The 26294-nt window shown below is 34.3% G+C and carries 17 protein-coding genes; 14 read left to right on the forward strand and 3 right to left on the reverse strand.

Annotated features, from left to right (window positions below; all coding sequences use genetic code 11):
• Positions 1-66 precede the first annotated feature (66 nt).
• The 5 genes from ACSVH2_RS12235 to ctlX all read left to right on the forward strand — a co-directional run bounded on the left by ACSVH2_RS12235 (position 67) and on the right by ctlX (position 7749).
• A complete protein-coding gene (locus tag ACSVH2_RS12235; RefSeq protein ID WP_438093458.1) occupies positions 67-1350 on the forward strand; it encodes a citrate synthase in 1284 nt (427 codons plus the stop codon).
• A 303-nt stretch (positions 1351-1653) separates the two neighbouring features.
• On the forward strand, positions 1654-3849 hold the full coding sequence (locus ACSVH2_RS12240; RefSeq protein ID WP_438093459.1) for a beta strand repeat-containing protein: 2196 nt from the start codon (positions 1654-1656) through the stop codon (positions 3847-3849).
• 1 nt (position 3850) lies between these two features.
• Positions 3851-5818, forward strand: coding sequence for a T9SS type A sorting domain-containing protein (locus tag ACSVH2_RS12245; RefSeq protein WP_438093460.1), 1968 nt, complete (start codon positions 3851-3853; stop codon positions 5816-5818).
• A 76-nt stretch (positions 5819-5894) separates the two neighbouring features.
• A complete protein-coding gene (locus ACSVH2_RS12250; protein WP_438093461.1) occupies positions 5895-6809 on the forward strand; it encodes a dimethylarginine dimethylaminohydrolase family protein in 915 nt (304 codons plus the stop codon).
• A gap of 4 nt (positions 6810-6813) precedes the next feature.
• Positions 6814-7749: a citrulline utilization hydrolase CtlX gene (ctlX, locus tag ACSVH2_RS12255; protein ID WP_438093462.1), complete on the forward strand. Its 936-nt coding sequence runs from the start codon at positions 6814-6816 to the stop codon at positions 7747-7749.
• Between the two features lie 93 nt (positions 7750-7842).
• Here the strand turns inward: ctlX and ACSVH2_RS12260 are convergent, their stop codons facing one another.
• Positions 7843-8466 carry a MarC family NAAT transporter gene (locus ACSVH2_RS12260; RefSeq protein ID WP_438093463.1) on the reverse strand — a complete coding sequence of 208 codons (624 nt, stop codon included), beginning with the start codon at positions 8464-8466 and terminating at the stop codon, positions 7843-7845.
• A gap of 113 nt (positions 8467-8579) precedes the next feature.
• On the opposite strand from ACSVH2_RS12260, the gene ACSVH2_RS12265 reads away from it, so the two are divergent.
• On the forward strand, positions 8580-8945 hold the full coding sequence (locus ACSVH2_RS12265) for a CoA-binding protein (RefSeq protein ID WP_438093464.1): 366 nt from the start codon (positions 8580-8582) through the stop codon (positions 8943-8945).
• On the opposite strand, the gene ACSVH2_RS12270 is transcribed toward ACSVH2_RS12265, so the two are convergent.
• Entirely contained in the window at positions 8942-10438 is a 1497-nt protein-coding gene (locus tag ACSVH2_RS12270; protein WP_438093465.1) for a sodium:solute symporter, read from the reverse strand. The two genes, ACSVH2_RS12265 and ACSVH2_RS12270, sit on opposite strands and share 4 nt — an antisense overlap.
• Before the next feature lie 121 nt (positions 10439-10559).
• Here ACSVH2_RS12270 and recR point away from each other — a divergent pair, with 121 nt between their 5' ends.
• The 7 genes from recR to rfbB all read left to right on the forward strand — a co-directional run bounded on the left by recR (position 10560) and on the right by rfbB (position 19409).
• The gene (gene recR / locus ACSVH2_RS12275) at positions 10560-11180 is read left to right on the forward strand and encodes a recombination mediator RecR (protein ID WP_438093466.1); all 621 of its coding nucleotides are present in this window, start codon (positions 10560-10562) and stop codon (positions 11178-11180) included.
• Positions 11181-11256: 76 nt separating this feature from the next.
• Positions 11257-12045: a polysaccharide biosynthesis/export family protein gene (locus ACSVH2_RS12280; protein WP_438093467.1), complete on the forward strand. Its 789-nt coding sequence runs from the start codon at positions 11257-11259 to the stop codon at positions 12043-12045.
• 9 nt (positions 12046-12054) lie between these two features.
• Positions 12055-14526: a polysaccharide biosynthesis tyrosine autokinase gene (locus ACSVH2_RS12285; RefSeq protein ID WP_438093468.1), complete on the forward strand. Its 2472-nt coding sequence runs from the start codon at positions 12055-12057 to the stop codon at positions 14524-14526.
• Positions 14523-15503, forward strand: a complete 981-nt coding sequence (locus ACSVH2_RS12290; RefSeq protein WP_438093469.1) for an SDR family oxidoreductase — start codon at positions 14523-14525, stop codon at positions 15501-15503. Before ACSVH2_RS12285 ends, ACSVH2_RS12290 begins: the two co-directional genes overlap by 4 nt.
• Positions 15504-15524: 21 nt before the next feature.
• A complete protein-coding gene (locus ACSVH2_RS12295; RefSeq protein ID WP_438093470.1) occupies positions 15525-16916 on the forward strand; it encodes a nucleotide sugar dehydrogenase in 1392 nt (463 codons plus the stop codon).
• 112 nt (positions 16917-17028) lie between these two features.
• Entirely contained in the window at positions 17029-18309 is a 1281-nt protein-coding gene (locus tag ACSVH2_RS12300) for a nucleotide sugar dehydrogenase (protein WP_438093471.1), read from the forward strand.
• A gap of 53 nt (positions 18310-18362) precedes the next feature.
• Positions 18363-19409: a dTDP-glucose 4,6-dehydratase gene (gene rfbB, locus ACSVH2_RS12305; RefSeq protein ID WP_438093472.1), complete on the forward strand. Its 1047-nt coding sequence runs from the start codon at positions 18363-18365 to the stop codon at positions 19407-19409.
• A gap of 281 nt (positions 19410-19690) precedes the next feature.
• Here rfbB and ACSVH2_RS12310 read toward each other — a convergent pair whose 3' ends face one another.
• Positions 19691-20452 (reverse strand): hypothetical protein, encoded by a 762-nt coding sequence (locus ACSVH2_RS12310; protein ID WP_438093473.1) that lies wholly within the window; start codon positions 20450-20452, stop codon positions 19691-19693.
• A gap of 1519 nt (positions 20453-21971) precedes the next feature.
• Between ACSVH2_RS12310 and ACSVH2_RS12315 the strand changes: the two genes are divergently transcribed.
• The coding region (locus tag ACSVH2_RS12315; protein WP_438093474.1) for a beta strand repeat-containing protein at positions 21972-26294 on the forward strand (4323 nt) is incomplete at its 3' end.

Here is a 26294-nt window from a genome sequence, read left to right on the forward strand (position 1 = left end):
TCATTCTGAATTCCCTAATTTTGTTAAATTATTAATTTATCAAGATTTAATTCCCTAATTTATATCATGTCTAAAACAGCAATATTAGAATTTGATGGGCAAAAGTATGAGTTTCCAGTAATAGTTGGAAGCGAAAATGAAGCAGCCATTGATATCGAAAAATTACGCGCCTTGACTGGTGCTATTACCCTTGATCCAGGGTATAAAAATTCAGGTTCATGCAAAAGTGAAATTACTTTTCTAGATGGCGAAGAAGGAATACTTCGTTACAGAGGATATGCTATTGAAGATTTAGCTGAAAAAGCTGATTTTTTAGAAGTAGCGTATTTAGTCATTTTTGGAGAATTACCAAGTAAAGAACAATTAGAGCATTTCGAAAATGACATTCGAAAATATACTTTGGTAAATGAAGAAATGAAAAACATCATTGATGGTTTTCCAAAAACAGCTCATCCAATGGGTGTGTTGTCTTCGCTTACAAGTGCTTTAACTGCATTTAATCCAAAAGTAGTTAATGTAGAGAATGAAAAGGAAATGTATGAAGCTGTTTGCAAAACCATGGGTAAATTTTTGGTTATTGCAACTTGGACTTACAGAAAAATGATGGGTTATCCTTTAAACTATTATGACAATACTAAAGGTTATGTAGAAAACTTTTTGCACCTAATGTTTGAACTACCAACAGGACCTTATAAAACAAATCCTGTTGTAATCAATGCCTTGGATAAATTATTCATCTTGCATGCAGATCATGAGCAAAACTGTTCAACTTCTACAGTAAGAATAGTTGGTTCTTCTCATGCGGGCTTATTTGCTTCTATTTCTTCAGGGGTTTCGGCACTTTGGGGTCCATTACATGGTGGCGCTAATCAAGCGGTTTTAGAAATGTTGGAAGAAATTCAAAAAGATGGTGGTGATGCTGACAAATACATGGCAAAAGCGAAGGACAAAGATGATCCATTCCGTTTGATGGGATTTGGACATAGAGTTTATAAAAACTTTGATCCAAGAGCAAAAATCATTAAGAAAGCTGCTGATGAGGTTTTAAGTACTTTAGGAGTTGATGACCCAATTTTAGATATTGCTAAAAAATTAGAAGCTGCTGCTCTTGTTGATGATTACTTTGTATCGAGAAAATTATATCCTAATGTTGATTTTTATTCAGGAATTATTTATCGTGCATTGGGTATACCAACAGAAATGTTTACCGTAATGTTTGCCATCGGTAGATTACCAGGATGGATTGCACAATGGAAAGAAATGCGCATCAACAAAGAACCTATAGGAAGACCAAGACAGGTTTATGTAGGTCATCCTCTAAGAGATTTTGTTCCTATGAATAAAAGATAATTTTTTTTAAAATACTTTTAAAAACTCCTTGCAATAGCATGGAGTTTTTTTTTAGTTTTTACTTTCCTATTTCAAATAATACTTTTTTGTTTTTTAATATAAGAATAATACATATATAATTTTAAAAATTATGTATTTCATCGAATATATATGTTTTTAATGGATATTTTTAAAATTTACTTTTACATTTGAATTGTTGTTTTATTAGAATATAATTAAGCAGCAACCTGTCAACCCTCACCCTGCATAATCATAAATAAAATATGTTTTAATTGGTTTTTAAAACCTTAAAATCTTTTAGTTATGAAATTAAAAAATTACTTTTTCTTTGCAACGTTACTTCTTTTTGGGGTGATTTCTAAAACAAACGGTCAAACTGATAATACTTTTTCTGGTATCGGTTCAGGAACCAACAACACAGGGGATTTTAATACTGGTTTTGGTAAAAATGCTTTGCAATTTAACACGAGCAACAGTAACAATGCTTTTGGATTAGGAACGTTACAGTTTTCTACTGGAGGTTTTAATTCTGCTTTTGGTAATGAAGCGCTTTCCAATAATGGAATTGGAAGGCTGAATAGTGCTTTTGGTACAAGAAGTTTGTATAATAACAATTCTGGATCAAGTAATATTGCCCTTGGACATCGAACATTAGAAGCAAATATTGCTGGAAATAATAATACAGCTATAGGATATGCTGCTTTATTAACCAATATTGGGAGTGATAATATTGCTATTGGTGCTATAACTCCAAGACATTTAAAGTCTGGTAATTCTAATATTTTTATTGGAACTCAAACAGCGGCTAATTTGTTAAATGGTAATTTTAATGTTTTCCTTGGGTATGTAGCATTAGAAAAACTTCCTTCAACGGCTTTTAAAGCAGGAAATAATACAGATAAGACAATTATTATTGCTGATGGTGCTGGAAATCAAAGACTATTTATTCATAAAAACGGTAATACAGGAATTGGTTTAGGAAACAATGTAATTCCGGCTAACAAATTAGATATTAAAGGTGGAGTTGTTATTGGGAAAAATTATACTCCTAATGCATCAACAAATCAAGCGTCAAGTATAATTGCTCCAACAAATGGTCTTTTAGTGGAAGGAAAAGTTGGCATTGGTAATACATCGCCTAATAACAAAGTTGAAATTACTCATGGAACAAATGGTAATTCAGGACTTCGGTTCACAAATTTAACAAGCGAATTTAATCCAACGACAGCAAATAGTTCTAATAAATTTTTAAGTGTGAATGCAACTGGAGATGTTGTGCTTCAAAAAATGCCCAATGCTGTAAACTCAAATGCAATCACTTCAAATGCAAATTTGATGACTAGTAATGTGAATAGTATTATTTCTTCTGCCAATATTGTTAACTCTATAGCTAATACTATTAATGCCAATAATCAATTAATAACTTCAGTAAATGGAGTAGCTAGTGCACCAGTGAATTTACCTGTTCCAACATTTACACAAGTTCCTCAAACAATAACTCAATCAGGTAATACAATTACACTTTCAAATGGTGGTGGATCATTCACACTTCCAATATTTACAGATACAGATGTTGATGCGCAATCTTTAACATTAACTGGTAATACATTATCCATTTCTAATGGGAACTCTGTAGAGTTACCTATTTATACAGACGTTCCTCAAACTATCTCGCAATCAGAAAATACAATAACACTTTCAAATGGTGGCGGTTCGTTTACACTTCCAACATTTATAGATACAGATACAGATGCTCAATCTTTGTCATTAACAGGAAATACATTATCCATATCAAATGGAAACTCAGTTGTGTTACCTACATATACAGATGTTCCTCAGATAATAACACAAACAGGTAATACCATTACCCTTTCAAATGGTGGTGGATCTTTTACACTTCCATCGACAAGTGTAGTTGCAGGAACAAATGTAACTGTAACAGGAACTGGTGTAACTGCATCGCCTTTTGTGGTAAGTGCAAACGATACTAGTCTATATGCTAATAATGGTGTAATAAATCAAGCTACAACAACTAGTGGTAATAGAGTAGTGGATATGAATAATAGTAATATTTGGTTTAATACAGCTAATAGTACTTCTAATGGTAAAATTTATTTAGGTTCTTCTTCAGCTTATCCTAGCACAACAGGTAACTATAAGCTTTTTGTTGAAGGAGGAATTTTGACAGAAAAAGTTAAAGTAGCTCTGAGAAGTTCAGCAAATTGGGCGGATTATGTTTTTGCAAATGATTATAAATTGATGCCATTGAAAGATGTAGAGCAATATGTAATCGCCAACAAACATTTACCTGGAATTGATTCAGCTGAGGTGTTAGCAAAAAATGGAATTGATGTGGCTGAAATGCAATCCAAACAAATGGAAAAAATAGAAGAGTTGACATTATATATCATAGATCAAAACAAAAAAATAGAAAAGCAAAATAATGAAATTGAAGAATTAAAAATTCAAATGAAAGCTTTAATCGAAAAAACTAAATGAGATGTATAAGATATTTAAAATAGTTTTGGTTAGCTGTATTTGTTTTAATTCAGCTGCAGTTTCGGCACAGCTCAATGAATATTTGGAAGCTGAAAATGGGAGAATTTCATTGGCTCAAGAGACCGAAAAAGAAGTAATAAAATTTGTTACTGATAATTTCAAAAATTATAAATTATCACAAGAAATTAGTGAGGATGTAATAAACCATCTTAAAAGCGAAGAAGAATTTACTCAAGCTCAATTAGAAAATGCATTATTAGATGCAAAAAGAGTTGAATTGAGAAAATTATTCTTTTATGAAAATCCAGATAAAAAGGAGCATTACATGGCTAAACCTCCGCCACTTAGTATAATGCAACAATGTGTCAATGGAGATTTTGAAAGCAATACTGCGGGTTATTCATTTTGGTCTGATCCACATCCACAACCAGCAAGTGGAAGCGCATTTTTTTTGTCATGTGCAACACCTACTGCTTTAACGGCAACAAATGTTGTTACTCCAGGTGTCAATGATTTTAATTCAACAATTACAATGATTGATAATACAAGTCCGGGATACCAACAATTTGACCCAACACTAGCTGGACTTAGTATAAATGTTCCAACTTTGAATACTAATGGTGGCAATAAATCCATCAAGTTGAATAATGCTTTTGGAATGGGTTCTTCTGATCAAACTACCATGTCGCGCTACTTTCCTAGCATTAATCAATCTACTATAGATTTTAATTTTTCGCTGATAATGGATAATAAACCAGCACATGGTCAACCCATACAGCCTTTTTTTAGAGTAAGAGCTTATGACCAGTTCAATAATATAGTTGATGAAATTTGTATTATTGCAAATCCTGATAACTGTTTGTTTAATACTTTAGTGGTTAGTACCAATAGAAGAGTTCTTTATACAGGTTGGATTTGTGCTCGGTTAAATGTATCTAATATATTAAATCAACCTTGTAGAATTGAATTTACGGTAAGTGATTGTCAACCTTCGGCACATTTTGGAACCGTTTATATTGATAATATTTGTGGTTTTACTTGTGCTGTTCCTCAACTTGGAGCATTGAGTTTAGATCCAACTAATATTAATTGTCCTGATGTGTCTAATAATTTACCAATTCAAGTATGTGGTACCTATCAAGCACCTGTAAATGCTACTTTAAATACACTAACATTAGATGTTTTACAGAATAACATTATCATTGGAACTATAAATACTCCATCACAACTTACATCCAATACCTTTTGTTTTGCTGTTTTGCCAAGTATATTTGGAGCAATGCCATCGGGTGATTTTGAGTTTAATTTAAATGCCACATTTAATGTCAATTGTCCTGCGGGAACATTTATTTATGACATCACAGACACTTCAGCAAGTATAGGTCCAGATGTAACTTTTAATAATTGTTGCTATCCAATATTGACTTTGACATCGCCAAATGATGATCTCAGTAATTTAGCTATTCCTGAAATAAAGCAGAGGGAAAGGTCTGATTGGATAAAAGCGGCAAACATAGTTTCAGTTGGAGATAATTCTTTATCAAATGGAGTTGTTTATCATGCAGCAAATTACGTTGAATTAAATCCAGGTTTTGAAGCCATTCTCGGTTCACAATTTGTAGCTTATCCAGAAGGATGTTCGGCTAATTATGTTTATAAAAATGAAAATCAAAGTACGTCAATAAATCAAACAGTAATTGATGATGAGGTTATTAATTTGGTGAAAGTAGCTAATGGATTTGCTATAATTCCAAATCCGTCAAGTAGTACTATTGAAATTGTTATGAAAGGTACTAGCTTCAATAAAGTGAGTATAACAACTATTGATGGCAAAGTGGTCTTGAATAAAACAATAGAAAAAACAGATAAGACTCAGTTGGATGTTAGCAGATATGCTAATGGTATATACATTATTAATGTTATTTCTGAAGATGGACAGTTATTGTCTGAAAAATTGATTAAGAATTAATTTTTACTAATAAATACTTATAAACAAAAGCTTCGCTAATCAGCGGAGCTTTTTTATATTTGCCAAAAGCTATTTTATGCTACAATTAAATATTAAAAACGAAACATCAAGATTAAGAGCTGTCGTTTTGGGTTCAGCAGTAAATAATGGACCAACACCAACAGCAGATGAAGCCTATGATCCAAAATCTTTAGAACATATTCTAGCAGGAACATATCCTATAGAGTCAGATATGGTTAAAGAAATGGAAGCTTTTAATCAAGTGTTTCAAAAATATGATGTAAAAGTTTTTCGTCCTGAAATGATTGAAAACTACAATCAAATTTTTACACGCGACATCGGTTTTGTTATTGACGATATTTTTATTAAAGCCAATATTCTTCCCGATAGAGAAAGAGAATTAGAGGCAATTCAGTATATAATTGACCAAATTGATCCAGCAAAAGTGGTTCGTCCTCCAGAAGAAGTGCATATAGAAGGTGGAGATGTAATGCTTTGGAATGATTATATTTTCATTGGAACCTATAATGGTTCAGACTATAAAGATTATATAACAGCACGAACCAATTGGCAAGGTGTCAAGTACATCAAAGAATTATTTCCGCATAAAAAAGTTAAAGAATTTGATTTAGTAAAATCAAAATTAGAAGCTCGAGATAATGCACTGCATCTTGATTGTTGTTTTCAACCGGTTGGAAAAAATAAGGGAATAATATATAAAAGTGGCTTTCGTGAAGAAGCAGATTACGTTTTCTTAGTCAAACTTTTTGGTAAAGAAAATCTCTTTCATATTACTCGTGACGAAATGTATCACATGAATTCCAATGTTTTTTCAATTGATGAAAATGTAGTTGTTTCAGAGCAAAATTTCACCCGATTAAATAAATGGCTTCGCGATAATGGATTTGTCGTTGAGGAGATTCCCTATGCAGAAATTGCCAAACAAGAAGGACTTTTACGTTGTTCGACCTTACCTTTAATAAGAGACTAAAAACATGAAACAAACTACCAATTCCATATTGATGATTCGTCCTGTGGCTTTTCGCATGAACGAACAAACCGCGGTAAATAATTATTACCAAAAAGTGCTTGACGGACTTTCGCCAGAAACTGTTAATGCAAAAGCACAAGCAGAGTTTGACAATTTTGTAACCAAGCTGAGAAAAGTTGGTGTTAATGTTACGGTAGTTGAAGATACTTTGGAACCCAACACACCCGATAGTATTTTTCCAAACAACTGGATTTCATTTCATGAAAATGGAGACGTTGTTTTATATCCCATGTTTGCCGAAAATCGTCGTGACGAAAGAAGAGAGGATATTCTAGATATTCTTGAAGATGAGGGTTTTGTAATTAATCAAATTATAGATTATACCTCTGCAGAAGAAGATGGTATTTTTCTTGAAGGTACAGGAAGTTTACTTTTGGATAGGGAAAACGGAAAGGCCTATTGTGCTCTTTCACCTCGTGCAGATGAAGAATTAATGATTGAATTTTGTGAAGATTTGGAATTTACTCCTGTGCTATTTGAAGCATTTCAAAATGTAAATGGAGAACGTAAATTGATTTATCATACTAATGTGATGATGTGTTTAGGAGATACATTTGCCGTGATTTGTGCCGATTGTATCGATGATAAAAAAGAACGCAAAATGGTGCTTGATAGTCTTCGTGGAGATGATAAAGAAGTGATTTTAATTACAGAAGAGCAAGTAAACAATTTTGCGGGCAACATGCTAGAAGTAAAAGGAAAAGACGACAAACGATATGTAGTGATGAGTGAGTCGGCATATAAAAGTTTGACTAAAAAACAAATTGGACAATTAGAAGCACATGTCGAAATTATTCATTCTAGTTTGGATACTATAGAAGCTTGTGGTGGTGGAAGTGCTCGATGCATGATGGCGGAAATCTTTTTGCCAAAAGATTAAATTCCAAAACTTATAATCTCAAAAAATAAAAATTCCAAATTCCAATACTAACCTATTGGAATTTGGAATTTTTAATTTGGAATTTAATCAAGTCTATATTCCTCGTACAATTGCCAATACCGAACTAATAATATACTGTATACCAATAGCAATAGTTAAAAATCCAATAATTCTAGAAATAGCAACTATTCCTGATGCACCAAGAATTTTTGCTAAATAATGAGCACTTCTTAAAATTACAAAGATTAAAATACTTACTACTAATATCGCTATTGAAGAATACATAATCTCAATTGCTGTGTTATGATCTTGATAAAAAGCAATCAATAATGAAATAGAACCTGGACCAGCAAGCATAGGCATAGCAAGTGGTGTAAGCGCTATAGAATTTCTCATTTGAATATCTTCTTCCACTTTTTTATCAATACCACGATTTTTACTGAATTTTCCGTTAAGCAAAGCAAAACCTGAACTGGCAATAATAATTCCGCCGGCAATTCTAAGGGCAGTTATCGTTATCCCAAAAAATTCTAAAACATACTGACCTACAAAAAAAGATATGATTAAAATGATGAAAACATTCAAAGCAGTTAATAAAGATACTTTTGAGCGTTCACTTTTAGTATAATCTTGAGTTAAACCTACAAAAATTGGTACTGTTCCAATGGGATTTAGAACTGAAAAAAGTGCTGCCAATAGAAAAATAAAAAGCTCCATAGTTTTTTTGGCAAAGGTAAATTTTCAATTCAACTTTAAATATTAAATTGTAGTTAAATAAACCTAATGAAATATAAAGATACCATTATCTTTGAAAAATAGAAATGTAAACAATGAAAAACAAAAAAACTTTAGTACTCGGTGCTTCCAAAAAACCTGAAAAATATGCTTTCAAAGCCATTTCAATGCTTGTGGAAAAAGGACATTCGGTACTAGCAATTGGCTCAAATACTGGAGATGTTGCAGGAATAACCATTAGAACAAAAGCCATTCCTCTAAAAAATATTGATACTGTTACGTTATATTTAAATCCAGTGCGACAAAGAGAATACTATAACTACATTATAGAAACTAAGCCCAAGCGAGTTGTATTCAATCCAGGAACAGAAAATCCTGAATTTTACCAATTATTGCAAAGTAATGGAATAAAGGTAGAGGTTGCTTGTACATTAGTTTTATTAGCTACGAATCAATACTAATACCGAGTATTTTCTGTAGCAGGTTTACTAATTAATAGCAATCCAATAAATGTGATAAATCCATTGACAATGATTAACTCATTATCCAAGGTGTAATTCCCCAAAAGCTCCACCGAATATTTGCTTATAAAGAAACAAATCGCAGGGGAAATCAAGCAAATGAATGGCACTAATTTATCATGAACTGTTTTTGATTTCATAAACAAACCAAAAGCGTACAATCCTAATAATGGTCCGTATGTATAAGAAGCAATTTTAAAAATCATCTTCACCACCGAAGCATCATTCACGGCATTAAAAATAATTATTACCAAGAACATGAGCAATGAAAACCCAATGTGAACAAAATGTCTGGTTCGAACATTGGTAGTATTGCTTTTGTTTTCGGATTTATCCATGCTGAGGAAATCTACGCAAAACGAAGTAGTCAATGCGGTTAAAGCCGAGTCTGTGGTGGCAAAAGTTGCTGCTGTCAATCCTAACAAAAAAACCACTGCTGGAACTATTCCTAATGATTTCAATGCGATTTCTGGAAACAAAAAATCAGTGCGTGCAACACCATCAATCATGGGAATTTCTATCCCATTTTTTGCTGCAAACATATAAAGCAAAGCACCAACACTCAAAAAGAAAATATTGATAACAACAAATATTCCTGTGAAGGTGAACATGTTTTTTTGAGCTTCGCCAATGTTTTTACAACTTAAATTCTTTTGCATTAAATCTTGGTCAAGACCTACCATTGCTATGGTTACAAATATTCCGCCTAGGATTTGTTTCCAAAAATAATTACCTTTTAAATAATCTTCAAAAAAGAAAATCTTCGAATAATTACTTTCCTTCACAGTTTCAAATGCTTGGAAAAATGATAAGTCTAAACTTTGACAAATGAAAATAATGGTTAAAAAAACAGAAGACACTAAAAAGAAGGTTTGTAGACTATCGGTGATAATAATAGTTTTTAATCCGCCACGATAAGTGTAAGCGAAAATTAATCCCAGTGAAATTAAAACAGTCAAAGCAAACGGGACATCAAATGCGTCAAAAACATAACGTTGCAACACAATAACTACTAAATACAATCGAAAAGCAGAACCAATAGTTCGACTAATCAAGAAGATACTTGCGGCAGTTTTGTAGCTTACAACACCCAACCGTTGTTCTATATAACTATAAATAGAAGTTAAATTCATGCGGTAATAAAGTGGCAGCAAGACTTTGGCAATGATTAAAAATCCTATAGCATTTCCCAAAACAAATTGAAAATATTTGAACTGTAAATCGGGATTGCCTACTTCACCAGGAACAGAAATAAAAGTCACGCCAGACAAAGCAGTGCCAATCATTCCGAAGGCTACCAAGTACCATTTTGAATTTTTATTGGCTTTAAAAAAAGTGTCGTTGTCAGAACTTTTTTTGCTAACGATATTGGAAATCAATATCAATAATCCAAAATAAATAATAATGATAATAAGTATGGTTGTTGGTGACATAAGTTAGGTTTTACAGTTAGCCAAAATACAAAAAAAGTTAGAAGTTGGAAGATGGAAGTCAGAAGATAATTTACTTCTAACTTCTAACTTCCAACTTCCCGCTTTTTATTACTTTTGTCCCATGGAATTTTCTTCAAAACTTCTCGAGAAAGCAGTAAACGAAATGGCTCAACTACCAGGAATTGGAAAGCGAACGGCTTTGCGATTGGTATTGCATTTGTTAAAACAACCTTCAGAACGAACACAATTTTTATCGCAAGCGCTAACAACTATGCGTGAAGAAATAAAATTTTGTGTTAGTTGTCATAACATTTCCGATATAGAAATTTGTGAAATTTGTAATAATCATTCAAGAAATCATAAAATAATTTGTGTTGTTGAAGATGTTCGCGATGTAATGGCTATCGAAAACACCAATCAGTTCAAAGGAATTTACCATGTTTTGGGAGGTAAAATTTCACCTATTGACGGCATAGGTCCAAGCCAATTGAATATAATTTCATTGGTAGAAAAGGTAAAATTGGGAGAAGTTGATGAGTTGATTTTTGCTCTTAGTTCAACCATGGAAGGTGATACAACCAATTTCTATATTTTCAAACAGATTAAAGATTTTAATGTCAAAACATCTACAATTGCTCGAGGAATAGCTGTGGGTGATGAATTAGAATATGCTGATGAAGTGACTTTGGGCAGAAGTATTTTAAATAGAGTTCCATTCGAGAATTCATTAAAAAACTTATAATCAAATTATAGTAAACTACATTTTTGTATTTAGATTTGAAAAACTATCTTTGTTTGCTAATTTTTTTATAAAAATAATGAAGAATCCCAAAATACATTTTATTTTTCTAATCAGTATTCTTTTTGCTTCCTGTGTTCCTACCAAAGATTTAATTTATCTACAAGATAATGGTAATACAAAAAATGAAGTGGTAACTTCATCAAATCAAAAGCCTTATCGTCTTCAAACTAATGATATATTGAGTGTTACTATCAAAGCAATTGACCCAAAATTAGTTGATATTTTTAACAGTTCTGGAAGTCAAACAACAGCAAATACATCAGCTGAAAGCAATTATTTTAATGGTTATACTGTTGACGATCATGGCAATATTAGATTACCAATACTTGGTGAAATTAATGTTTTAGGATATACAGCTGAAGAAGTGAGGGTTGCAATAGAGAAAATGCTTAATGAGAAATATTTTAAAACAGAAGCAGGAATATTTGTTGTTGTGAAGTTAGCTGGATTCAGATATTCAATAAATGGAGAAGTAGGTAGTACAGGAACAAAAATTATCTACCAAGAAAAGGTTAATATCATGGAAGCCATAGCAAATGCTGGCGACATTACTGTAGTAGGTGATAGAAAAGATGTAAAGATAATTCGAATGTATCCTCAAGGAAGTGAAACATTTAGTATAGATTTGACGGATAAGAATGCTGTTAATTCAACTGCATTTTATTTACAACCAAATGATTATATTTATGTAAAGCCCTTAAAACAAAAATCATGGGGAACGGGAACAACTGGTATACAATCCTTGACAACAATAATTACTGTTTTATCACTAATTACTACAACTTTATTGTTAATTCAACTATAACTCCATTTCATGTTAGATACAAAAGATTTTACTTTTTTTGATAAACAAAACAATTTTGATTTTAAAGGTTTTTTAATCAAGACAATAAGTTATTGGAAATGGTTTGTAATTGGACTAATAATTACTTTTTCTATAGCACATCAAGTAAATGTTAGAAAGCAAAAAATTTATGGTATTGAGACTACCATTGCGGTGCAAGAAGAAAATAATCCTTTGTTTACTGCAAATACAAGTTTAGTGTTTAATTGGGGCGGAACTTCAGATAAAGTTCAAATGATTTCAACAACTCTAAGATCTAGATCACATAACGAATTAGTAGTTGATAAATTGCAATTTTACACTGATTACTTAAAGCAAACCAAATATTTTCTCCAAGACGTTTATGGACAAGTTCCATTTAAGATAACAATTGATAAATCTCAAAACCAACTTTATGGGCAGTTTATTAAAGTTAAAATGCTTTCTAATGCAACTTATAGAATTACCATACCTTTTCAGAATAATAGCGCACAAGTTATAAGATATGCTGACAATAAGGCTTCATCAATTTCAACTCCAAATAAAGAGTTTTCTAAAGTATATAAAGTAGGACAAGATGTAAATTTACCTTTTCTACACTGGAAATTAGATGTGGTTAATTATGAAAATGAAACTTTTGATGAAGAAATTCTTATACGTTTCAATTCTTTTGATAACACAGTTTCGGCATACAAATCTTTGAAAGTTGCTATTGATGAAAAAGCAGGATCGATACTTAAGTTGGCAATGGAGGGAACGAATAAAGAAAGAATGGTTGATTTTCTTAACGCCACTGTTGAAGTGTTAATTCAAAGACAACTCGATGAGAAAAATAAGTTCGCCGAAAACACGATAAATTTCATTGACGAAACGTTGCATGACATGGAAGAAAAGTTAAAAAATTCTGGCGACGATTTAAAAGAGTTTGGAAAAAATAATAATGTTATTGATATAGAAGAAGGAGGTTCAACATTCAAAAGTCAGTTACTAGATTTTGATAGACAGAAAGACGAAGTAGAGCGAAAAATTGCCTATCTGAATACATTAAAAACATATTTAAAAAATAGTGTAGACTTTTCCAAACTACCAGCACCTACTGTAGTGGGTATTGAAGAACCCAATATTAATACTAATGTAGCAAAATTGATTGAACTATCAATTAAGAGGTCAGAGTTGGTTTATTCTATAAAAGGGGAAGTATATTTTGAAAGAATTGATAACGAAATTCAGTCAGTTAAAAGAGTTTTGCTTGAGAACGCAAATTCTTATAGAAACGCTTTAGACTATGATTTAAATTTAGCCAATCAAAAAATTCAAAAACTTGAAAGTGAAATTAGTAAGCTTCCAGAAAATAAACAAGAATGGTTAAAATTGTCACGAAAATATAATTTAAGTGATAATATATATAATACATTCCTTCAAAAAAGAAGTGAGGCATCTATAGTACAAGCAGCCAATTTGTCTGATATAAAATTTATTGACCCTGCAAAAGATGTTGGAGGAGGATTATTAGGACCTAAGACTGGAGTAAATTATGTTTTAGCATTCTTTATGGGATTAATAGTGCCATTAGTGATTGTATTCTTTATTTTCTTTATTAGTAATTCAATTCAAAATATTGAGGATATTGTTAGTCTAACACAGTTGCCACTTATAGGTATTGTAGGTGTAAAACATTCTGAAACAAATCTTTCGGTATTTGAAAGGCCAAAATCAGCACTTTCAGAATCTTTTAGGGCTATTCGTTCTTCACTACAATTTTTATACAAAAAACAAAGTATTGAAGGAACAAAAACATTAATGCTAACTTCATCAGTCAGTGGAGAAGGAAAAACATTTTGCTCACTTAATATTGCTACAGTATTTGCATTAAGCGAAAAGAAGACTATCATTGTAGGTTTAGACTTAAGAAAGCCTAGGATTTTTGACGATTTTAATATCCAGAATGATTTAGGCGCCGTTAATTATTTAATTGGTCAAAATAAATTAGATGAGGTTATTCAACATACCCATATACCTTATCTTGATGTAATTACTTCTGGTCCAATTCCACCAAACCCATCAGAATTAATTCTAGGTGACTCCATGAGGGAAATGATAGAGGAATTAAAACAAAAATATGATTATATTATCTTAGATACACCTCCAGTTGGATTGGTTTCTGATGCTTTGGAGTTGGTTCAATATTGTGATGTTACTTTATATATTGTTCGTCAAAATTTCACTAAGAAAGAAATGTTAACCCTTTTAAATAATAGACATAAGAGAGGTGAACTTAACAATATAAGTATCATTTTTAATGGTTATGAAAATAAAGCAAAATATGGAGTTGGTTATGGTTATGGCTATGGCTACGGATATAGCTATGGTTATGGTTATGGAAGTGGTTATCATGAAGATGAAGAACCTACTGGCTTTTTTGCAAAATGGCAATATAGATTATTTAAATTATTCAAAAAATGATCCAAAATAAAACTGCAGTCTTAATTACCGGTGGTGCCGGATTTATAGGATCCAATCTTTGTGAATATTTCTTGTCAAAGGATTATTTTGTAGTTTGTTTAGACAATTTTGCTACAGGACATAGACATAATATTAAACCATTTCTTGATAAGGCTAATTTCAAATTAATAGAAGGCGATATTCGAAATCTTGAAACTTGTAAGGAAGCTGTTCTAAGTATAGATTATGTTTTGCATCAAGCGGCTTTGGGTTCGGTGCCGCGGTCAATTAATGACCCGATAACTAGTAACGATGTGAATATTGCTGGATTTTTGAACATGCTTGTTGCCTCTAGAGATGCTGGTGTTAAACGATTTATTTATGCAGCAAGTTCCTCAACTTATGGGGATTCTGAGCGCTTGCCTAAAGTAGAGGATACTATCGGAAAACCTCTTTCGCCCTATGCTATTACGAAATATGTAAATGAGCTGTATGCTGATATTTTTAGTAAAACTTATGGTTTGGAAACCATTGGGTTGCGCTATTTCAATGTTTTTGGAAGACGTCAAGATCCAAATGGAGCTTATGCGGCAGTTATACCAAAATTTGTTATGCAGTTGATGCGTCATGAAAGTCCTGTTATTAATGGTGATGGTAATTATTCTAGGGATTTTACCTATATTGATAATGTGATTCAAATGAATGAGTTGGCCATGTTGACTCACAATTTGGAAGCGATAAACACGGTTTACAATACCGCTTATGGCGATAGAACTACGTTGAATGATATGGTTCATTATTTGAAATTATTTTTGTCAGACTATGATAAAAAAATTGCCGATATTCAAGTGATTTATGGACCAAATAGAGTAGGTGATATCCCTCATTCCTTGGCGAGTATTGAAAAGGCAAAAAAATTATTAAACTATCATCCCAACTACTCTTTTCAAGAGGGTTTGAAAGAAGCCGTAAATTGGTATTGGGAAAACCTAAAATAAGAATATATAATACAAATTAGAATGAAAGTAAATACTATTTGTTGTATTGGAGCGGGTTATGTTGGAGGACCAACTATGGCAGTTATTGCTCAAAAATGTCCTCATATTAAAGTAACTGTTGTCGATTTGAATGAAGCCAGAATTGCTGCTTGGAACGATAAAGATGTCAATAATATTCCGATATATGAACCAGGATTGAACGAGATTGTTGCCAATACTAGAGGGAAAAATTTATTTTTTTCTACTGATGTTGATAAGGCAATTGATGAAGCTGATTTAATTTTTATTTCAGTAAATACTCCTACTAAAACTTATGGTACTGGTAAAGGAATGGCTGCCGATTTAAAACATATTGAACTTTGTGCCCGACAAATTGCCAAAGTAGCAAAAACCGATAAAATTATAGTAGAGAAATCCACCTTACCTGTTAGAACAGCAGAAGCTTTGAAGAGTATTTTGGATAACACAGGAAATGGGGCACAATTTCAAATATTGTCTAACCCAGAGTTTCTTGCTGAAGGTACTGCTGTAGAAGATTTGTTAAGTCCAGACCGCGTTTTGATTGGTGGTGACTCTACTCCAGCAGGGCAAAAAGCTATTGAAGCCTTAGTTGAAGTTTATGCGAATTGGGTTCCAAGAGAACGTATATTGAAAACCAATGTTTGGTCGTCTGAATTGTCAAAACTAGTTGCGAATGCCTTTTTGGCGCAACGTGTTTCTTCTATTAATGCAATTTCTGAGTTGTGTGAAAAAACAGAAGCAAATGTGAATGAAGTGGCTAAAGCTATAGGAATGGATAGCCGAATTGGGTCTAAGTTTTTAAAAGCGTCTGTAGGTTTTGGCGGTTCTTGTTTTCAGAAAGATATTTTGAATTTGGTTTATATATCCAAAGCATTTGGATTGAATGAAGTGGCGGATTATTGGGAGCAAGTTATTATTATGAATGACCATCAAAAAAGACGTTTTTCCAAAAATATTGTACAAACGCTTTACAATACTGTTTCGGGTAAAAAGATCACTTTTTTAGGTTGGGCTTTCAAGAAGGATACTAATGATACTAGAGAGTCGGCGGCGATTTATGTTGCAGATGATTTGATTAATGAGCAGGCCAATATTGCTTTATTTGATCCAAAAGTATCACAAAAACAAGTACTATCCGATTTGGATTATTTAGCAACCAGAGAAGCAGCTGACAATGAAAAGCATATTAAAAGTTATAGTAATCCTTATGAAGCTTGTGAAAATGCGCATGCTATTGCGGTGCTTACGGAATGGGATGAGTTTAAAGACTACGATTGGCAAACCATTTATGACCGCATGTTAAAGCCGGCTTTCGTTTTTGATGGTAGGAATTTATTGGATGGTGAGAAGTTGAAATCAATAGGGTTTGTTTATCAGTCGATTGGGAGTTAGTTAGAGAGTGTTCAGTGTTCAGCTTTTAGTGCTCAGATTTCATGGGTTGGAAGTTAGAAATTGTTTAAATGTATAAAATAGTTTAAGAGTTTAAAAATACCACAAATACAGAATGATGAATATAAAAATAGCCATTATTGGTTTGGGATATGTTGGATTACCACTAGCGCGATTGTTTGCTACCAAATACCCAGTTGTTGGTTTTGATATTAATCAAAATAGAATTAATGAACTGAATTCGGGGTTGGACTCTACTTTGGAGATTGATGAAGCTACTTTGAAAAACGTGCTTTTGACTTCTCCGAGTTCTTCCAATGGGCTTTATTGCAGTAGCAATATAAATGACATTTCCGATTGTAATTATTATATCGTTACGGTACCAACGCCAGTTGATAAAAATAATCACCCTGATTTAACTCCACTTTATAAATCGAGCGAAACGGTGGGAAAAGTGTTGAAAAAAGGAGATATTGTTATTTATGAGTCAACAGTGTATCCCGGTGTGACAGAGGAAGAGTGTATTCCTGTTTTGGAAAGAGTAAGCGGTTTGAAATTCAATGTTGATTTTTTTGCGGGCTATTCACCAGAGCGAATTAATCCGGGTGATAAAGAGCATACCGTTGAAAAAATTCTGAAAGTGACTTCGGGTTCTACTCCTGAAATTGGTCAGAAAGTTAATGATTTATATAAGTCGGTTATTACTGCTGGTACGCATTTGGCACCGTCTATAAAAGTAGCCGAAGCTGCCAAAGTTATTGAGAACTCGCAACGTGATATTAATATTGCTTTTGTCAATGAACTAGCCAAAATCTTTAATTTATTAGAAATTGATACGCATGCGGTATTAGAAGCTGCGGGTACTAAATGGAATTTTTTACCGTTTAAACCGGGATTGGTTGGTGGTCACTGCATTGGGGTTGATCCTTATTATTTGGCCCAGAAAGCGCAAGAGAAAGGATATCACCCCGAGATTATTTTGGCTGGAAGACGCTTGAATGATAGTATGGGTGAGTATGTGGCCTCGCAAGTGGTGAAACTGATGATTAAAAAAGGAGTCGCTATTAACAGAGCAAAATTATTGATGTTGGGTATTACTTTTAAAGAAAATTGTCCTGATGTGCGCAATACCAAAATTGTGGATGTGGTTCATGCTTTGGAAGATTATGGGATTAAAGTTTCCATATTCGATCCTTGGGCAAAACCTTCTGAAGTGAAGCATGAGTACCAATTAGAAACGACTACTGAACTGCCTAGTGAAACTTTTGATGCTATTGTATTGGGTGTGGCTCATAGTGCATTTACTTCTATTGACTTATCAAAATTGAAAAAGGGAAATGGTGTTTTGTTTGATGTTAAAGGGGTTTTGAATGAGCAAGCGGATGGGAGGCTTTAAGATTTAAGATTTAGGATTTAGGAGTTAGGATTTTTGATTTAAGATTATTTAAAATGAAAAAGATATTAATTACTGGTGGTGCGGGATTTATTGGTTCGCATGTGGTGAGACGATTTGTGACTAATTATCCAGAATATCAAATTTTTAATTTGGATGCGTTGACGTATGCCGGGAATTTGGAAAATATTGCGGATATTGAAAATGAACCTAATTATACTTTTATTAAAGGTGATATTGTTGATGCTGATTTTATAAATGCATTATTTCAGAAACATCTATTTGATGGTGTGATTCATTTGGCTGCCGAGTCGCATGTGGATCGTTCTATTACGGATCCGTTGGCATTTGTAAGGACTAATGTTATTGGGACGATGAATTTGTTAAATGCGGCTAAAGCTTCTTGGGCTAACGATTTTGAAGGTAAACGTTTTTATCATGTTTCTACGGATGAGGTGTATGGTAGTTTGGGTGCTACAGGGTTGTTTACCGAAACGACACCTTATGATCCTAATTCTCCTTATTCGGCTTCTAAAGCGAGTTCTGATCACTTTGTGAGAGCCTATGGTGAGACGTATGGCTTACCTTATGTTCTTACGAATTGTTCTAATAATTATGGACCTAACCATTTTCCTGAGAAATTAATTCCGCTTTTTATTAATAATATTATTCATAAAAAGCCATTGCCTGTTTATGGTGATGGTAAATATACTCGTGATTGGTTGTATGTGATTGATCATGCTATCGCTATTGATTTGGTTTTCCACAAAGGGCAAAATCACGAAACGTACAATATTGGTGGGTTTAATGAATGGCAGAATATTGATTTGGTGAAATTGCTTTGCCGTCAAATGGATGGTAAATTGGGTAGAGCAGCTGGTGAGTCGGAGCAGTTGATTACTTATGTGAAAGACCGACCGGGTCACGATTTGCGTTATGCTATTGATGCTACTAAGATTAATAGGGAATTGGGTTGGAAACCTTCGGTTACTTTTGAAGAAGGTTTGGAGCAAACTATTGATTGGTTTTTGGCTAATGATGCTTGGTTGCGGAATGTTACTTCGGGGGAATATGCGAAGTATTATGAGAAGCAGTATTCTTAGTTGGAGGGTTTCGAGTTTCGGGTTTCAAGTTCAAGTTTCAAATAAAGACTGCTAAGTTTTTGAGAGGGGCTCTCTAAGTATCACAAAGGTTTCACTACGTTACACAATGTTTTTTTAACCATGATGCTCACTAAGTTTTTTTTTGCTAAGAAGGCACTAAGTTTTTTAAACCATTAAGGGATTAAGATTCATTAAGAAGTTGGTTTTCTTAAAGCATTTTTTTGTTATGTTTTTTTTTTGGAACACAGACCGGTATGCAGGTTAGAGAAATTGGGGAATTTTTATTTTGACCAGATGATAGAGACCGTGTTGTTGCTTCTTTTGAGTTCTTTTATTTTTTTTCTTTCTTGGATTGAGAAACCGATGAATAGGTATAGCAGTTGAATAGTGCCTGCAGTGTTTTGTATTGCGCTTTCAGTTGTGAATACTAATGTTTGTGGTTCTTCTTCTTTGTGCATTATCACTTCCTGACTGTAGCAGGTTTCAAATTTATTATCGATGTAATTCCAATTGGCATGAGCTATAGCTATATGGACATTGTCTGCTTTGTTTGGCCAATCGATGTGCGTGCTAGGGTTTAAATCTGGAAATGTTAAAGTGTTTTTGTTTTCTTCCCATGTCCAATTTGTTTTCAGTACCTTTTTTAAAGGGCGCAGAATGTTTCCCTCAAAACCGATGAAGAAGCTTCTTGTTTCTGGAGTTTCTATTCCTGTTTCAAAGGTACGTTCGCCATGTGGGTTGGTGGTATCTTCCTCAATGATTTCAAACATGAGTTTGTTTCCTCTACCGGAATAGCTTCCGTCTTTTGCCCTTTTGTTGAAATAGAGTGCGATTCCTCTGAAACTTTGTCCTTTTTTAGCTGCTCGTCCAAATTCTTTTCCGTGGTTTTTCACTTTGGTGAAGACGGGGTTTCTTTTAAATTCTTCACTGGACACCCCTGTTTTTCCTTTTTCACGAACGCGATTTATATCCGTTTGGTCCATAAAGAAGTTGAGGCCGTTTAGGGTTCCGACGATTTTGAAGGGTGCGATTACTTTTGCCATATTTGTAGGATTTAGGTAGATGTAAATGTATGAATTTTTTATTTCAACCTTGATTGGGTTCGAATATTTTTTGTAAGATTTAAATAAGTTTCTCAAAGGTTTCACGCAAAGACTTCGAAGTTTTTTGTGATGGGTTCACTAAGTTTTATAAAGGTTTCACGCAAAGACCGCAAAGTTTCTCTCAAAGTCCGCGAAGTTTTTTTTCTACGAAGGCACTAAGTTTTTTAAACCATTAAGGGATTAAGATTCATTAAGAAGATGCCTTTCTAATAGTATTTTTTTTTTTAGTTTTTGGAACACAGATTAGAGAAATTGGAGAAATTTTCACGGATCTATTTGACGGCAGAGAAATGTTTAGTTGATTAATAATGGGTTTGAACGCTGATGTTGCGGATTTACAAGCGCTGATGTGACTGATTTTACTGCAAATTAATTATATGAAGTTTTTTAAACCATTAAGGGATTAAGATAAATTAAGAGGTTGTCTTTCTAATAGTATTTTCTTTTTTTTAGTTTTTGGAACACAGATTAGAGAAATTGGAGAAATTTTTACAGTTTTATTTGAGAGTAGATTGATGTACGGCTATTGATTTTGGGTTTGAACGCTGATGTTGCGGATTTACAAGCGCTGATGTGACTCATTTTACTGCAAATTAATTATATGAAGTTTTTTAAACCATTAAGAGAGTAAGATAAATTAAGAAGTTGTCTTTCTAATAGTATTTTCTTTATTCTGCTTTTTGGAACACAGATTAGAGAAATTGGAGAAATTTTCACGGATCTATTTGACGGTAGAGAAGTGTTCAGTTGATAATAATGGGTTTGAACGCTGATGTTGCGGATTTACAAGCGCTGATGTGACTCATTTTACTGCAAATTAATTATATGAAGTTTTTTAAACCATTAAGAGAGTAAGATAAATTAAGAAGTTGTCTTTCTAATAGTATTTTCTTTATTCTGCTTTTTGGAACACAGATTGGAGAAATTGGAGAAATTTTTACAGTTTTAATTGAGAGTAGAGCGATGTATGGCTATTGATTTTGGGTTTTAACGCTGATGTGACTGATTTTTTAATTTTAAGTTCGCAAGTTTTTTTAGGGTTACACAACTTTATATTGTGGCTTTTCATACCTACCAGCAGGCAGGGAGAGTGAAGTTTTTGTAGGCTGTCTTTTATTTATTCCATACTATGTAAAAGGGAATTGTGTTAGACTGTGTGCCTTTTTTTAGTTTTAATTTTCTGTTTAAATACCCTTTGATGAATTGTAGCTGTATGTGTTTTCCAAAAAATGCTATACTTATTTAGTTGTTTTTCTTTTGTTGTAAGATTTTCTTTTTTATGCGTATTTTTTCACTTTAGATAAACGTGTATTTAATCTATAATTTTTTAACGTTTGTCGATTTTTTAGTTAAATAATGGTTTTTAAGTGAAAATGTTAAAAAATATGTTAAAAAAACAGTAGATATATAGTATTAAATCTTTTAAATTTGAAGATTAACTTTTTAACAAAATAATCTTATGTTTAAAAATTACAATTCTTCGGTGTTGGGTAGGGATGCTCAACTTGGAAATGAAAAGACTAGTGGTGTTGGCTTGCCGTCAGCCCAATGGTTTTTTGGAATTTTTCTTTTATTTGGAATGCTTTTTACAGGATTTAGGGGAGGTGCACAATGTACACAAACTGGAGGTCCATATCAAGTTTTTGAAAGTTTTAGTGCTTCATTGCCTACCCAGGGTGGTACATGGGCTTCTACTTCACTGACCTTTGGTACTACAGCTACGACGATAAGAACGGGTTCACATTATGCAATTTTTAATGCAGTTGGGGATGTTATTAGAACTCCATCAATTGTAAACCCTGGAGTTTTTTCATTTTGGTATTCAAGATCATCAACATCTACAGGTACACCCCAATTTACGATTGAAACTTCTCCTGATAATATTGCTTGGACAGGTAGGGGTACTGTAAGTACATTTACTACTACCTACCAAAAATTCACCCTTGATATTGGTGCACTTGGTCTTACCAATGTTTTTGTACGTGTAAGAGATACACGTGCGAGCGGTACAGCAGAACGATATATAGAGGACATGTCATGGACTTCTACTTCGGGCGCTAACAATACTATTATAAATAATCTTGGTGCAGGTACAGTAGTTGTTAGTAGCTTACCTTACTCAGCAACAGCTCAAACTACTTGTGGTAACGGAAACAATGTTACTTCTCTTAATGCTTCTGTTGTTTGTGGTTCTTCTAGTTATTATTTAGCAGAAGACAAAACTTATGTTTTTACTCCGACTTCAACAGGAGTACATACTATACTTATTACTACTTCTACTGATGATGATGCTGGAATTATGTTATACCAAGGCTGTCCACTTAGTGGAGGAACCTGTGTTGCCAATGCACAAGGTACAGCGGGTTTGACAAGAACACTTTCACAAAATCTTACAAGTGGTGTGACCTATTATCTTGTAGTTGATAATTTTACTGCACCTGCATGTATTAACAGTTTTAACATAAATATTGATCCACCACCAATTCAGCCTATTGTTTCAAGTTTTACACCAAATGCAAACTTATGTATTAATGGTGGTCAAACCGTAACTATCACAGGTGCTAATTTTACAGGCACAACTGCTGTTACCTTTAATGGTGTAAATGCTGCTTCATTTTCGGTGGTTAACAGTACTACTATTACGGCAGTAACTCCTGCAACCTTGGGTGCCGGTATCATCACGGTTACTAACCCTGCAGGTAGTGCCAATAGTGCTGCTTATACAGTTGTTGCAAACCCTAGCGTAGGTGTCAGCCCAACTACAGCAACTTTTTGTACAGGTGGTACACCAGTTACATTAACGGCAAGTGGTGCTTCTACCTACACATGGGTAGGTACTGGTACGCCAGTATTATCTGCTGCAGTAGGAACTTCAGTTACAGCAAGTCCAACAACTGCTACTACAATTACTGTAACCGGAACTGATGGGAATGGTTGTACTAATACCGCAACAGCTGTAGTTACTCCTTCTGCAACTCCTTCTGCTCCTACAACAACTCCATACTCGGTTTGTGTTGCTGGAACAGTACCTGGAGGTCAAGGACTTGTTAGTTCAGCGTCTACGCTAACGGGAAGCCAAACGGTTAATTTTACTGTTTCGGCACAACCAATTGAGACTAACGCAGCGCCTGGAAATATTGTCGCTAGCGCCACTATGGCAGCTTTACCAGCAGGAGCAACGGTAACTAGTATCACATTGAGTTATCCTAATCTTACAGCGCTTTCCTCTTCATACAGATCTGATATTAACTTAGGGCTAAGTGGCGCGATAGTTAATACAGCAGCAGCAGGAACTGGGGCACCTTCTTTTTCGGGTTCATTTAATTATACCCGCACCACAACAACTGGTATAACATCAACAAATATAGGTGGTGCCGTGAATTTATTGTATTGGGATAGTTTAGATGATAACTTTGGTTTACCAGAAGCTACATTCCCAACAGGAACTAATGTGGCTACTTTAACCATTAATTTCAGCTATCCGGCTACAATAAATTGGTATACTGCCTCAACAGGAGGTACATCAATTGGTTCAGGAACACCATTTAATCCAGTAGGTGTGGCTAATTCAGGTTTAGCCGATACCAATACTGCTGGAACTTTTACTTACTTTGCAGAAGCTTCCAATAATGGTTCTTGTCCATCTGCGAGGACTTCAGCATTGTTTACCGTTTCTTCAGGGGCTGCCATTACCGCTGACCCTTCATCTATAGCTAGATGTGTTGGACAAACCGCTACCTTTACTGTTACTGCAACAGGAGTAGGTTTAACTTATCAATGGACTAAAAATGGTGTTGATATTCCAATAGGAGGAAATGCAAGTGCTGGGACCAATAGCTTGTCATTAACTAACGTTACTTTGGCAGATGCTGACACTTATGCCGTTAGAGTTTCTTCAACCTGTGGAAGCCCAGTAACTAGTGCTGGAGCTGTTTTAACAGTTAATGCTTTACCAGCTGTTACCACTGCTTCTGGTGCTGGAACTTTCTGTACAAGTGCAACAATTTCGGCTACCAACGGTAGCGATGGTACTATGTATTTTCAAGGTACAACTTCGGGTGGTACTTCAACAGCAACGGCTTCTGCTTCTCAAGTAGTTTCTGCTTCAGGAACGTATTATTTTAGAGCTCAATCGGCTGCCGGTTGTTGGGGAACAGAAGGAAGTGTAGTAGTAACTATACAAGCACCAGTTACAATTACAACTACGGCAGCTAGTATTTGTGCTGGTGGGACAGGAACCCTTACTGCATCTGCCACTTGTTCTGGTTTTGTAAACTCTGGAACTTCAATAACAGGTTCGTGGTCTGGTTCAAGTCCAACTGCCAATAGAATTACTACTTCCATGGATAACAGTACTACATGTGGTTTTAGTACTACTGTGAGAAGATATACTGCTACTCAATTCCAAGTATCTGTAACAGGTGCCTATGTTTTTGAAATGAATGATAATTCCGCTTATGACGGAATGGGCTATATTACTACTGGAGCTTTTACACCAGGGAGTTGTGCGACTGGAACATGGGTAAGAGGTGATGATGATGGCGGTATTAACGATGAACCTATCCTTGGATCTTCCAGTGGATCTGGGTCAATGACCCTTACTGCTGGAGTTACCTATACTTTATATTCTGGCGTCTTTGCCAATGTCGGTGCTTCTTATACATGGACTATAACCCCTCCAAGTGGTGGGCAGATTATGTTGCCAGTTTCAGGTACTCTTGAATGGTATACTTCAGCTTCTGGTGGTTCATCAATCGGAAGTGGTTCACCATTCAATCCAGTTGGCGTTGCTGGTTCTGGATTAGTAGATACTACTACTCCAGGAACAACTACCTACTATGTAGCTTGTTCTTTAAGTTCAACTTGTAGAACACCGGTTAATTTTGAGATAAAAGCAAAACCTACTTTAACTAGTGGTAGTGCCATCACTCCAGCTTGTGGTGTTACGACTGCTGATATAACCGCAGGTGTCACTTCTAATGGTTCTGTAAGTTATTTTGGTGATGCTGGTTATTTAACCTCTGTTCCAACGCCTACAGCGGTAACGGTGGCACAAACTTATTATATTCGTGCTTCTTTGAATGGTTGTACGACAGATGGTTCAAGAGTGGTGAATGCCTTTAAAGCTAATCCAACGACTTCTTCTATTACAGGATCAGGCAGTGTTTGCTCTGGTTCTACTAGTGCATATAGTGTTACTGACACAGCGGGTAGTTCTTATGCATGGACTATTACAGGTGGCACACAAGCTTCTGGAGGTACAACGAGTAGCATCACTGTTACTTGGGGTGCAGCAGGTTCAGGAAGTGTTAGTGTTGTAGAAACTAATGTAGCAACTTGTGTTGGTACGGCAGTAAATTTATCCGTTACGGTTAATCCAAACTCCACCCCAACAGTCACTTTAACCAGTAGCGACGGTGATAACACCTTTGCCTATGGTACTCCAGTAACGTTTACTGCTACTGAAGCGAATATAGCAGGTGGTACGGTTAGTTATGATTTCAGAGTGAATGGTACTTCCATACAAAACGGTGTTTCCAATACGTATGCAGTTAGCAACTTAGCCAATGGCAATCAAGTAAGCGTAGTTATTACGGTAACTGGTGGTACGTGTTTGACTACTAGCACTGCTACTAGTAACACGATTACCAATACGGTAACGGGTGCCTTTTTAACTAGCATCACCAACTATTGTGGACAAACGTTACCATTTATCAATAGTGGTATTGGTTGTTCCGTTCCAAGTGGTGTTGTAGGTACCTTAGGGTATAGATTTAAAGTA

This window comes from Flavobacterium sp. RSB2_4_14 (assembly GCF_051547085.1).
Lineage (GTDB): Bacteria > Bacteroidota > Bacteroidia > Flavobacteriales > Flavobacteriaceae > Flavobacterium.